The organism is Trichococcus collinsii, from assembly GCF_900107505.1.
Classification (GTDB): Bacteria; Bacillota; Bacilli; order Lactobacillales; family Aerococcaceae; genus Trichococcus; species Trichococcus collinsii.
Genome location: NZ_FNQH01000002.1, coordinates 281,273 through 294,101, shown reverse-complemented (window position 1 = coordinate 294,101; position 12,829 = coordinate 281,273). Strand labels below are relative to the sequence as shown.

Sequence of the window (12,829 nt, the reverse complement as noted above, 5' to 3'; positions counted from 1 at the left end):
GTCAGTATGACTGTAGACAAGTGGTGGAAAACTGCCGTAGTATACCAGATTTATCCCAGAAGTTTTCAAGATTTCAACGGGGACGGTATCGGGGATATACAAGGAATAATCAGCCGGTTAGATTATTTGGAGGAATTGGGTATTGATGTTATTTGGCTGGGGCCGATCTATAAATCCCCGATGGACGATAACGGTTACGATATAAGCGATTATACTGATATTTCTCCGGATTTTGGCACGATGACCGATTTTGATGAACTGTTGGCGGAAGCCGGAAAAAGAAAGATCAAAATAGTAATGGATTTGGTAGTCAACCACACTTCGGATGAACATAACTGGTTCAAGCAAGCGTTGAAAAGCAAAGACAATCCGTACAGAGATTACTACATTTGGAGGGACCCTATAAATGATAGCGAGCCCAATGATCTTAAAGCTTCGTTTGGGGGATCAGCTTGGGAATATGAACCAAATAGTGGACAGTATTTTTTACATCTATACAGTAAGCGCCAGCCAGATTTGAATTGGGAAAACCCAACTGTCAGAAAAGAGATTTGGAAAATGATGAATTTTTGGTTAGCCAAAGGCATTGGTGGTTTCAGATTGGATGTCATTGACCATATCGGAAAAGATCCTGATAAAAAAATAGTTCAAAATGGTCCAAAGTTACATGAGTATATTCAAGAGATGAACAGGAATACTTTCGGGAAATATGATGTGTTGACGGTAGGCGAAACGTGGGGAGCGACGCCCGAGGAAGGGATAAAGTATTCCAGCCCTGCAAGAAATGAACTATCCATGATTTTTCAATTTGAGCATATTCTATTGGATCAGCAATCCGATGACTCCAAGTGGGACCTGAAAAAAATTGATTTGTTGGATTTAAAAAGAGTATTGGCAAAATGGCAAATTGAAATGAAGGACGAAGGATGGAACAGTTTATTTTGGAATAACCATGATACCCCGAGAATTGTATCCCGTTGGGGGAATGATGAAACTTTTCGGGTTGAGAGTGCAAAAATGTTTGCGATTCTGTTGCATATGATGAAAGGTACTCCTTATATCTATCAAGGGGAAGAAATCGGTATGACAAACAGAGTCCTCTCTTCATTCGACGAACTGAATGATATCGAAAGCATAAACATTGCCACTGCATTACGTAACGAAGGCTGGCAGGATGAAAAAATTTTCCAGGCAATCAATGCCAAAGGAAGAGATAATGCACGCACACCGATGCAATGGAATGCGGATATGCATGCCGGATTTTCCACTGTTTCCCCTTGGCTGCCTGTCAATCCAAATAAAGAGTGGATCAATGTGCAGGAGGAAAGGAACAAAGAAGATTCCATATTCAACTGCTATAAAAAATTGATAAAGATTCGTAAAAATAACCCTATCATTGTAGTCGGAGAATTCAAGTTGTTATTGGAGGATGATCCTTTTGTTTTTGCTTATGAAAGGAACTTGGCTGATGAAACATGGGTGGTTGTGGCGAATTTCAGCTCTGCAGACCAAGAAGTTTCGGTATGGGACGATACGGATATATACACGCCGATTCTAGCGAATTACGGGGACAGAAACTATCGATTGGATGATTTGAAGTTAAGACCTTATGAAACCATTGTCATCAAAAAATAAGATAAGCTAAACAGTTTGGAAAGTAAGTAACTGATGGATTTATTCCATTATAATCGGGATCGGAAAGGGAGTTAATGAAATGGTGAAAATTGGAATTATTGGTTGCGGGGGAATCGCAAACAACAAACACATGCCAGCGTTGGCTAAAGTGGAAACGGTTGAAATGGTGGCATTTTGTGACATTATCGAGGAACGGGCAAGCAAAGCGAGAGAAGAATTTGGAACGGATGCTGCAAATGTCTATACAGACTATATGGAACTTTTAAAAAATGAAGAGATTGATGTCATTCATGTCTGCACACCAAATATTTCTCATGCTGAAATCTCAATAGCGGCGATGGAATCCGGTAAACATGTGATGTGTGAAAAACCGATGGCTAAAACTTCGGAAGAAGCAGAAGCTATGATAGCCGCGATGAATCGGACCGGGAAAAAGCTGACGATCGGTTATCAAAATCGATTCAGAAAAGATTCTTCTTATTTGCATAAAATCTGTCAAAAGGGAGAATTGGGAGATATTTATAACGCTAAAGCGCATGCGATCAGGAGACGCGCGGTTCCTACTTGGGGCGTATTTCTTGATGAAGAAGCGCAAGGTGGCGGCCCTTTGATTGACATCGGAACGCACGCGCTTGATTTGACGCTATGGATGATGAATAACTATAAACCAAAGTATGTTGTGGGGAATACGTATCATAAATTGGCGCAGACTGAAAGTGCCGCAAATGCTTTCGGACCTTGGAATCCGGCTGAATTTACCGTAGAGGATTCTGCTTTCGGGTTTATCGTAATGGAGAACGGAGCGACCATTTATCTGGAGTCCAGTTGGGCCTTGAATTCTTTGGATGTAGGAGAAGCTCAAACGACTCTGCATGGGACCGAAGGTGGGGCGGATATGAAGGATGGCTTGCGTATCAACGGAGAAGCTCATGGCATGATGTACGATAAAACAATGGTATTGGAGCCTGGTGGAGTAGACTTCTACGACGGATCGGGAGATGATCCCGCCTATCTGGAAGCGAAACAATGGATTGAAAGCATCCAATACGATACCAATCCGGTTGTGGAACCAGAACAGGCATTAGTCGTGACCCAAATACTGGAAGCCATTTACCAATCTGCTAAAACAGGAGCGCCAGTATACATCAATCAACATAAAGAAGAGATGGGAAAAATACTGATCTAAAGAGGGGATAATTGAATGAAAGTAACGGTATGGAACGAGTATCGGCATGAAAAAACGGATGAAGCTGTAGCAAAAGTTTACCCGAATGGGATACACGGACAAATTGAAAGCTTTTTGAAGTCATCGGGTTTGGATGTCAAGACAGCGACCTTAGATGAACCGGAGCACGGATTGACGGAAGAGGCGTTGGCTGAAACAGATGTTCTTGTTTGGTGGGGTCATCTTGCCCATGACGAAGTAGTAGATGAAGTAGTCAACCGCGTCCATGAACATGTTTTAAAAGGAATGGGTTTGGTTGTTTTGCACTCGGCGCATATGTCCAAAATTTTTATGAAATTGATGGGCACGAGTTGCGACCTAAAATGGCGCGAAGCCGAAGAAAAAGAGCGGATTTGGGTAGTGAACCCAAGCCATCCCATAGCTGCTGGAATCGGCGAATACATCGAGTTGGAAAGAGAAGAGATGTACGGCGAGCACTTTGATGTGCCGACGCCAGATGAGTTAATTTTTGTCGGGTGGTATGAAGGCGGGAATATATTCCGCAGCGGATTAACTTACAGACGCGGAAACGGAAAGATTTTTTATTTTCAACCGGGTCATGAGACTTATCCGACCTACTACAACACAGAGATTCAACAAGTCATTAAAAACGGGATTGATTGGTGCAAACCACCAAAGCATGCCTATCCCGCTTACGGGAACAGTCAAGCATTGGAAGAACTAAAAAATAGACAACGACTCGTATAAAAAAAGACGATTAAGGCTGATAAATCATGAAATGAAGAGAGTGAGGAATGGATATGAAACTAGGTGTATTCACACCATTATTTGCAAATTTAAGTTTTGAAGAGATGTTGGATAAAGTCCAGAGTGCAGGTTTAAGCGCAGTGGAAATTGGAACCGGAGGCAACCCTGGAAACCATCACTGTCCTACTGATGAACTGTTGGAAAGCGAAGAGAAGAGGAAAGCATACTTAGCAGAGTTAGAAAAACGGAACTTAACCATCAGTGCGTTCAGCTGCCACAATAATCCTATTTCTCCAGATGCTGCTGAAGCCAAAGCTGCAGATGAAATATTAAGGAAAACCATTAAGTTGGCTGCATTGATGGGCGTTCCTGTGGTAAATACTTTTTCCGGAACGGCAGGGGATAGTGAAGATGCGACGGCACCTAATTGGCCGGTAATTCCATGGCCAGAAGTCTATACTGATATCTATAAATGGCAGTGGGAAAATAAGCTCATCCCTTACTGGAAAGAGATAGGTAAAATGGCTACCGAATATGGCGTAAAGATTGGTATTGAACTGCATGGCGGTTTTTTATGCCACACACCGTATACGCTTTTGAAATTACGCGAAAATACGTGCGATGCAATCGGCGTGAACCTTGATCCCAGCCATTTATGGTGGCAAGGGATTGACCCGGTAGGCGCCATTAAGATTCTGGGAAATGCCGGAGCGATCCATCATTTCCATGCGAAAGACACCTATCTCGATCAAGATAACATCAATATGTATGGTCTGTTGGATATGCAACCGTATGGAGATGTCAAAACAAGAGCATGGACGTTCCGATCGGTTGGGTGCGGTCATGATGTAAAAGTATGGTCAGATATAATGAGCGCTTTGCGGATGTATGGCTATGATTATGTGGTCAGTATTGAACATGAAGATCCTTTGATGTCCATCGATGAGGGATTGAACAGAGCCGTGAAGAATTTACAATCCGTTTTGATTAAAGAGACGCCACAGGACATGTGGTGGGCGTAGGAAAGAGGACTAATTATGAAGAAATTAAAGGTCACGATTATTGGTTACGGTGGTATGGGCAGTTTTCACGCTAAGTTGATTCAGGAAAATCCAGAAGTTGAATTACATGGGATATTTGATATTTTAGAAAGCCGACAACAGGCTGGCGAAGCAGATGGGTATAGCGCCTATGCTAGCCTAGAAGAAGCTTTGAATGATGCTTCTGCAGATACCATATTGATTGCAACTCCGAATGATGTACACAAAGAGATCGCTATCCAGGCGTTGGAAGCAGGAAAACATGTTATTTGCGAAAAGCCGGTGACACTTAACAGCGAAGAACTGTTAGAAATAATGCATACCGCAAAGGAAATGGGCCGCGTATTTATGGTCCATCAAAATCGCCGTTGGGATAGTGATTTTCAGATGGTCAAGGATTTGTACGAGAAGCGAAAAATTGGAGAAATCTTTCATATAGAATCTCGTGTACAGGGGGCCAATGGTATACCGGGTGACTGGCGCCATCTGAAAGCGCATGGCGGCGGTATGCTTTTGGATTGGGGCGTTCATTTATTGGATCAGCTTTTGTATATGATCGATAGCCCATTGGCGAAAGTTGCCGCAGATTTGAGCTATATTTTGGGCGACGAGGTGGATGATGGCTTCATCAGCTATCTGACTTTCGAAAATGGCGTAACTGCCCTTGTGGAGGTCGGGACAACCAATTATGTCAAACTTCCCCGTTGGTACGTAAAGGGGACAAAAGGATCTGCTATCATAGAGGATTGGAATCTAAATGGTAAAATCGTGAAGCAAAGCGGACTTGAATTTGTGGTAGCGCCCAAACCGATTAAAGCTGGCCAAGGACTGACAAAAACCATGGCTCCACCTTCTGAAGAGGCAATCATAAAAGAAAAATTTGAAAAAGTGACAACCCAAATGGACCCATTTTATACGAATTTCGCTAAAGTCGTCAGGGGAGAGTCGGAACCTGTTGTCAAAAATGAAGAAGTTTATCAATTGATGAAGATCATCGAATCCATTTTTAAGGCAGCAGAGACGGGACAAATTATGGACGTAAGGGAATACAGCTATAGCCGTTGAAAACGTCCGGATCGTTCAATATATTTTTTACAAAAAGTTGAGCGATCAGGCAGCGTAGAAGGTGAACAAGTTTCTGATTTGGAGGCAATACGGGATGCACAACAAAGTAATGGGAATAGATTTGGGTGGAACTTCAGTGAAGTTAGCCATACTATCCGAAGAAGGGGAAGTGCTCCAAAAATGGAGTATCCCGACAGATAACCGTGACCACGGTGTTAAAATAATGCCGGACATAATCGAATCCATCAAACATCATCTGACCTTATACCGACTCACTCCTGAAGACTTTTTGGGTATAGGCATGGGTTCGCCTGGCGCGGTTGATAGAAGCAAAGGAACCGTTACTGGGGCGTTTAACCTGAATTGGACTACCCCGCAACCGGTAAGGGAAACGATGGAACAAGAAACGGGCATACCGTTTTTCATCGACAATGATGCAAATGTCGCAGCGCTTGGAGAAAAATGGCGTGGTGCAGGTGGGGATAACGATGATGTCGTTTTCATCACCTTAGGGACAGGCGTCGGTGGAGGAATCATTGCAGACGGGCACCTGATCCACGGGACAGCCGGTTCGGGCGGGGAAATCGGGCATATAACGGTCGATCCTGAGGGCTTTGAGTGCACTTGCGGGGAAAAAGGATGTTTGGAGACCGTTGCCAGTGCAACCGGGGTCGTCAAGTTAGCGCGCAAACACGCAGAGGAATACGCCGGAGATTCAACCATAAAAAGCCTGATCGATGATGGCCAGGAAATCACTTCAAAAATGATTTTCGATTTCGCTAAAACTGACGATGCATTGGCGCTTATCGTTGTGGATCGCTTTGCCCTTTTTTTGGGTCTGGCATGTAGCCATATCGGCAATTTGTTGAATCCGTCTTCCATCATTCTCGGTGGCGGCGTTTCTGCCGCAGGAGAATTTTTGCTAGAAAAGGTCAATAAACACTTTTTGGGATTTGCTTTCCCAAATGTACAGCAATCGACTAAATTGAAGCTTGCTGAGTTGGGTAACGATGCTGGCGTTGTTGGGGCATGTTATTTAGTAGTAACAAATGCGAACAAGTGCTGAACAAGTTATTGTATATTTCAGTGGTGATAAATAATTTTAAGAAGCGCAAAAACTCATAAGATGATCATAGCTCTGTTTTTTGAATCAAAAATCAGTAACGAAATATTTTTAATGAAGAAGAGTGGCTCCAAATCATTCGAACTGATTTGGAGCCACTCTTTTTTGTTCTGATTGCTATTTTCCGTCCCACTCGGAATGGAAGTCCTTCAGGAACTGTTCCATCCGCTCGTGGCGGGCAATCGCCTTTTGTTTGCCGGCTTCCGTGTGCATGCCGTCCTTCAGCAGGAGCAGTTTTTCGTGGAAGTGGCCGATCGTATCGCTATCCGGATCATCGCTGTGCTCCGGATCATAAAGCGGCCGGTCTTTGTGCCCTCCGTACGCAAATGCGCGCGCGATGCCGATTGCACCGATCGCATCCAAGCGGTCGGCATCCTGCACGATCCGGCCTTCGATTGTTTCCAAAACATGCTTGTTTTTCCCTTGCTTGAAGGAAAGGTTGTTCACGATGTAGATGACCTGCTCGATGATGGAGTCGCTCAGCTCGAAAGGCCTGAGGATGTCGGTGATGATATCTTCGCGATCGTCGTCAGTGTAGCCGAATTTGTGGTCGGCGACATCGTGGAGAAGAGCCGCCAAACCGATGATGAGGCGATCGCCTATTCCTTCCGCTTCGGCAATGTCCATGGACGTGTTGTAGACCCGCAGCGTATGCCACCAATCATGCCCCGTAGCTTCGTTCCTCAGCTTTTCTGCGACGACATGTTTCACATCTTCGATAATGATTTCATTACGCATCTTGATGCACCTCTTTCTTGATTCTGTTAGGTTTTTTGCAACTTGGAAATGAGCAGTTTCCGGAATGTATGCCGATCAGCATCCGTGAATGGCTTCGGGCCTTTTGTGCGTTTGCCGCTTTTGCGGACCATTGCGCTCATGTAGCGGTCCTCAAGCAGCCGTTCCATGTTGCTGTTGTCGTAGGCAAAGCCTTTGTGATGGAGGACAGTGAGTCCCTTCGGCAAAGCGAGTGAGGCCAAACCGTAGTCCTGCGTGACCAGCAGATCGCCTCTTTTTGCAAGCTGGATGATTTTGAAGTCGGCTGCGTCCGCGCCGGAATCGACGTAGACCGTCTTCACTCCGGTTGGTTGGGGCGCATTTGAAAAGTGGGCAAAGCTTGTGACGATTGTGACCGGTATTTCGCGTTTGATGGCTTCTTCGATGATGATGTCTTTTACGGGACAAGCATCCCCGTCAATCAATATATTCATGTTGCGCCTCGATTCTGGTTCTTTCTGACTCCATTTTACCAAAAAACAGCGCGGATTTCTTGATGATGTGTATGCCTGGACGAAGAAATGAAGGAAATATTACCGGCAACTCCGGCCAAGGACGGCCGGCAGGAGTTGCGAGTGAAAGCTAGCCGCTACCTCCGGTGAGGAGAAGCTGGCCGGAGGAGAGCGGATTTTTGCATCCTCAGATTCGGTGAAGACTGTTTTCACCGGTGGACAGAACGAAACCTAGCCCAAAAACGCAAAAAAGCCGGCAGCCCGGAAACATTCCGGACCGCCGGCTAAGCTAGGCAGTTAATCATTTATGAATCAGTTCAAGCCAAGGATGGACTCAACACTCTTCTGCATGTCGTCGGAAGCGACAACGGTGTTGTGGCGAACTTCCGCATGCAATAATTCTTCGATTGCTGCCGGGAAAGCGACGCCGCTCAATTCTCTCAGGCGGTCCAACATTTCTTCCATGGAATCATCCGAAAACTCAGGATCGATGGCAGTTAAGACGGCTTGCGGGAATTTATAAGGGCTGGCAGTCGACGCAATGATGATCGGTGTGTGATCATCGGTTTCAGCTACATAAGTGTTGGCAACATGCGCCGCCACAGCTGTGTGGGGATCGATGACATAGCCTTCAGCATGATAAAGCGCAGCAATCTGAGCACTAACTTCTTCTTCAGTCGCGAAGTCGGCATAGAAATCTTTTGCTTTTTCCTTCATTTCTTCCGTCACTTCATAACGACCATTCTCCTTCAATTGATCCATGAAAGTTTGGACAGCTGTCGCGCTCTCATTGGCCAACAGGAACAATAGGCGTTCCAAGTTGCTGGAAACCAGGATATCCATAGATGGGGAAGTTGTCAAAATGAAGTCGCGGTTACGATCATAAGCGCCTGTCTCAAAAAAATCGACCAAGACTTTGTTCTCATTTGAAGCGATGATTAATCTTTGGATTGGTAAGCCCATTTGTTTTGCAAAGTAGGCAGCTAAGATGTTTCCGAAGTTTCCGGTAGGGACTACGACGTTCATCGGTTCACCGGCAGCGATGGCGCCTTGTTTCACCATTTGGCCGTAAGCGTAGACGTAATAGACCACTTGGGGAATCAAACGTCCGATGTTGATGGAGTTGGCTGATGAGAATTGGAATCCTGCTTCATCCAAACGTGCAGCCAAGTCTGTATTTCCGAACATGTTTTTGACGTTCGTCTGTGCGTCATCGAAGTTTCCATCAATGGCTACAACAGAAGTGTTATCGCCTTTTTGCGTCACCATCTGTTTTTCCTGAATGGCGCTGACACCGTTCTTAGGATAGAAGACGATGATGCGTGTGTTCGGAACATCCGCAAATCCGACCAAGGCCGCTTTTCCGGTATCGCCGGAAGTTGCCGTCAGAATCACGATTTCTTTCGTGCTGCCGTTCTTTTTGGCTGATGTCGTCAACAGGTGTGGCAAGATGGAAAGGGCCATATCCTTGAACGCGATAGTCGGACCATGGAATAGTTCTAGGTAGTGGTGTCCGCCAGCTTTCACCAACGGGACGATGCTTGAGTCGTCAAACTTGTCATCGTAGGCTGCGTTGACGCAATGTTTCAATTCTTCTTCAGTGAAGTCGTCAAAAAAGTTTTTCATCACTTCGTAGGCTAATTCTTGGTAAGTCATGTCGGCAAGGCGATCCAATGCGATGTCCAAAGCCGGAATGTGATCAGGTACGTACAATCCGCCGTCTGGCGCTATCCCTTGTAATATTGCTTGTGAAGCCGTCAGTGTTTTTTCTGCATTTCGTGTGCTATGATAGGTCGTCACGGATTCAGTCTCCTCTACATTATTCTCATTTTTAAATTAAAAATTTCTCATAAAGAGTATGCCACATTTTCGTTGAAAACTCAATAACATATCGAAATGCGCCCTGTTCTTATGTACGTTTTTATGAAAAAAATCCCCCGTTCAAGCAAATGACGGGGGAGGGAGCGGGTGTGGCCAAAAACAGGTTCAAGGGCGCTCAACGATCATGGCGATGCCCATTCCGCCACCAATGCAAAGGGAGGCGAGACCGACCTTCGTATCGGTCCTTTCCAACGCATGTAGCAGAGTCACCAAAATGCGGGATCCGGAAGCACCGATGGGATGCCCCAAGGCGATGGCTCCGCCGCTGATGTTGACTTTTCCCTCAGGCAAGCCCAAATCCCTGATTACGGCAATACTCTGGGAGGCGAACGCTTCATTCAATTCAAAGAGGTCGATGTCCTCTGCAAGCAGCCCGGTTTTGTCCAATACTTGCTTGATGGCATAGTAAGGCGCGTAGCCCATGATGGCAGGATCTATCCCGGTTTCGGCATAGCCTTTGATTGTGGCCAAGTAAGGGATGCCTTTCGCTTCGGCCTCCGACTTCGGCATCAGCACAAAGGCAGCCGCTCCGTCGTTGATCCCGGATGAGTTCCCAGCAGTGACCGTGCCATTATTTTGGAAAGCAGGCCTTAATTTGCCCAAGCTCTCCATGGTGACATCTTTGCGGATATATTCATCATCGGCCACCACCGTCTGATGGTTCTTGCGGTCCGTGAGGATGACAGGCGCAATTTCTTCCTTAAAGTAGCCCGCTTCTTGCGCGGCGGCAGCCTTCTGTTGCGAATGCAACGCGAAAGCATCCTGCTCTTCGCGGCTCACTTGGAATCTTTCCGCCACCGTTTCAGCCGTGATGCCCATGTGTTGCTGATTGAAAGCATCCATCAGGCCGTCGTGCACGAGGCTGTCGATGGCGCTGATATCTCCGAGTTTGCTGCCCCAGCGTTGGTTCGGCAAGAGATAGGGAGCCTGCGACATGCTTTCAGTGCCTCCGACGACTACCGTTTCGGCATCGCCCAGACGGATGGCTTGGCTCGCCAGAATGATCGCTTTCAATCCGGAACCGCAGACTTCATTGATTGTCATGGCTGTTTTTTCATAAGGGATTCCGGCGGCGACTGCGATCTGCCTCGCCGTGTTCTGGCCGATGCCTGCCTGCAGGACGTTCCCGAAAATGACGGAATCGACTTCCTCAGGGGAAAGGCCGGCTCGATTCAATGCAGCCTCCGTTGCCGTTTTCCCCAGATCGACTGCGGTACAATTTTTGAGGCTGCCTCCGAATGAACCGATTGGGGTTCTGGCAGCACTGACAATTACGACTTCTTCCATTAAATCTCTCCTTTTTTGTGTTATTTTGGGTAGATTGTATATTTCGACCTTTGATACTTCTTATTTTACGTGACAAAGGCCTGATAATGATATAAGAATTTGTAAAGAATTACAAACAAAGCGCAATTTGCGGATAAGGGTTTTGTAAGATATCTTTAATTTGGTGGCCTGAGGTTGTTTTTTTGAGCGGTCTGGTCTATCATTTGGGATGAGAGGCATCAAATAAGTTATATATGAAAAGTAAGGGGTAGTTGTCGTGAAGATTGGGATAGATAAGATTGGCTTTTATGCGCCGCACTTCTTTGTGGATATGGAAAAATTAGCAGAGACCAGGGGAGTGGATCCGGCCAAATATACGATCGGCATCGGGCAAGAAAAGATGGCTGTCGCGCCCATCACGCAGGATGCTGTTACACTCGCTGCGAATGCCGCTTTACGGATCATCGATGAAGAGGATCTGGCGAAAATCGACCTGGTCATTTTTGGAACGGAATCCGGCATAGACAATTCGAAATCAGGTGCCGTATACGTACATGATCTTTTGGGGATCCAGGAACATGCCCGTTGCATAGAATTAAAGCAGGCTTGCTACGGTGCCACTGCCGGCATCCAATTGGCGAAAGGCCACGTCGCTTTGAATCCGGAAAGCCGGGTCTTGGTGCTCGGTTCGGACATTTCCCGTTACGGAATCGGCACGGCTGGTGAAGTGACGCAAGGTGCCGGTGCAGTAGCCATGGTCATCAGCGCGGAACCTCGCATCCTAGCGCTGGAAAATGAGAGCAGTTATCTGACCGCTGATGTGATGGATTTTTGGAGACCCATCTACTCGGAAACGGCTTTTGTCGACGGTAAATATTCAAATGAGCAGTACATTTCGTTCTTTGTGAACGTTTGGGAAGACTTCAAAGTGAAATACGGAGCTACATTGGCTGATTTCGAAGCAATCTGTTTCCATCTGCCGTACACGAAAATGGGCATAAAAGCTCTGCGCGAAGTGCTGGACGAAGGTTCCGAAGCGGACCGCGAACGTTTATTGGCGCATTACCAGACCAGCACTGTCTACAACAAAATCGTAGGCAATATCTATACGGGCTCCCTGTATTTGAGCCTGTTGTCCTTACTGGAGCTTTCCGACGACTTGAAGGCGGGCGACAAAATCGGTCTCTTCAGTTATGGATCCGGAGCGGTCGGCGAGTTCTTCGCAGCTACGCTGCAGGATGGATTCAAAGAAGCTTTGGCTGCCGCCGAGCACGGAAAAATGTTCGCCGAACGCAAAGAAGTGACCGTCAAAGAATATGAAGATATCTTTTCCCATGTTTTGCCTGTCGATGGTTCCAGCATCGAGCTGGATGTGGACGCAGATCCTGCAACCATCTGCATCGAAGGGATGGACTACAACAAACGCATCTATCTGAACAAAATCAGATAATGAATGCGATGAAAAACAGCACGCCATCACCAGTAATCTGGTTGTCGGCGTGCTGTTTTTGCTTTTGAATGGGTTCCCGAGGCCGGATTCTCCGGTCAGGCCGGCCTTAGCCGGAGAAGAAACAATTTAGTTCCTGTACTCCGGCGAAGCCGCTGCGACCGGAGAAGAAAAAAATCCAATACTTCTACTCCAGAGAGGCGAGTCTCCCCG

The 12,829-nt window shown here is 46.3% G+C and carries 11 protein-coding genes; 7 read left to right on the top strand and 4 right to left on the bottom strand.

All coding sequences use genetic code 11. The features are described 5' to 3' along the window. Window positions 1-6 precede the first annotated feature (6 nt). The 6 genes from BLV66_RS05680 (at window position 7) to BLV66_RS05655 (ending at window position 6,739) form a co-directional block, all read left to right on the top strand. Window positions 7-1,635, top strand: a complete 1,629-nt coding sequence (locus tag BLV66_RS05680; RefSeq protein ID WP_086987408.1) for a glycoside hydrolase family 13 protein — start codon at window positions 7-9, stop codon at window positions 1,633-1,635. Window positions 1,636-1,714: 79 nt separating this feature from the next. Further along, window positions 1,715-2,821, top strand: a complete 1,107-nt coding sequence (locus BLV66_RS05675) for a Gfo/Idh/MocA family protein (protein WP_086987409.1) — start codon at window positions 1,715-1,717, stop codon at window positions 2,819-2,821. Between the two features lie 15 nt (window positions 2,822-2,836). Then, window positions 2,837-3,568 (top strand): ThuA domain-containing protein, encoded by a 732-nt coding sequence (locus BLV66_RS05670; RefSeq protein ID WP_086987410.1) that lies wholly within the window; start codon window positions 2,837-2,839, stop codon window positions 3,566-3,568. A 53-nt stretch (window positions 3,569-3,621) separates the two neighbouring features. Beyond that, window positions 3,622-4,590 (top strand): sugar phosphate isomerase/epimerase family protein, encoded by a 969-nt coding sequence (locus BLV66_RS05665; RefSeq protein ID WP_086987678.1) that lies wholly within the window; start codon window positions 3,622-3,624, stop codon window positions 4,588-4,590. Between the two features lie 15 nt (window positions 4,591-4,605). Next, window positions 4,606-5,673 carry a Gfo/Idh/MocA family protein gene (locus BLV66_RS05660; RefSeq protein ID WP_086987411.1) on the top strand — a complete coding sequence of 356 codons (1,068 nt, stop codon included), beginning with the start codon at window positions 4,606-4,608 and terminating at the stop codon, window positions 5,671-5,673. A gap of 94 nt (window positions 5,674-5,767) precedes the next feature. After that, window positions 5,768-6,739 (top strand): ROK family glucokinase, encoded by a 972-nt coding sequence (locus tag BLV66_RS05655; RefSeq protein WP_086987412.1) that lies wholly within the window; start codon window positions 5,768-5,770, stop codon window positions 6,737-6,739. A 174-nt stretch (window positions 6,740-6,913) separates the two neighbouring features. Here the strand turns inward: BLV66_RS05655 and BLV66_RS05650 are convergent, their stop codons facing one another. The 4 genes from BLV66_RS05650 to BLV66_RS05635 form a co-directional block, all read right to left on the bottom strand. Continuing rightward, window positions 6,914-7,534, bottom strand: coding sequence for an HD domain-containing protein (locus BLV66_RS05650; RefSeq protein WP_086987413.1), 621 nt, complete (start codon window positions 7,532-7,534; stop codon window positions 6,914-6,916). Window positions 7,535-7,560: 26 nt separating this feature from the next. Then, window positions 7,561-8,004, bottom strand: a complete 444-nt coding sequence (locus BLV66_RS05645; protein WP_086987414.1) for a YaiI/YqxD family protein — start codon at window positions 8,002-8,004, stop codon at window positions 7,561-7,563. Between the two features lie 330 nt (window positions 8,005-8,334). Then, window positions 8,335-9,822 carry a threonine synthase gene (gene thrC / locus BLV66_RS05640; protein ID WP_086987415.1) on the bottom strand — a complete coding sequence of 496 codons (1,488 nt, stop codon included), beginning with the start codon at window positions 9,820-9,822 and terminating at the stop codon, window positions 8,335-8,337. 186 nt (window positions 9,823-10,008) lie between these two features. Continuing rightward, window positions 10,009-11,190, bottom strand: coding sequence for an acetyl-CoA C-acetyltransferase (locus BLV66_RS05635; protein ID WP_086987416.1), 1,182 nt, complete (start codon window positions 11,188-11,190; stop codon window positions 10,009-10,011). A gap of 256 nt (window positions 11,191-11,446) precedes the next feature. On the opposite strand from BLV66_RS05635, the gene BLV66_RS05630 reads away from it, so the two are divergent. Next, window positions 11,447-12,619 (top strand): hydroxymethylglutaryl-CoA synthase, encoded by a 1,173-nt coding sequence (locus tag BLV66_RS05630; RefSeq protein WP_086987417.1) that lies wholly within the window; start codon window positions 11,447-11,449, stop codon window positions 12,617-12,619. Window positions 12,620-12,829: the final 210 nt, after the last annotated feature.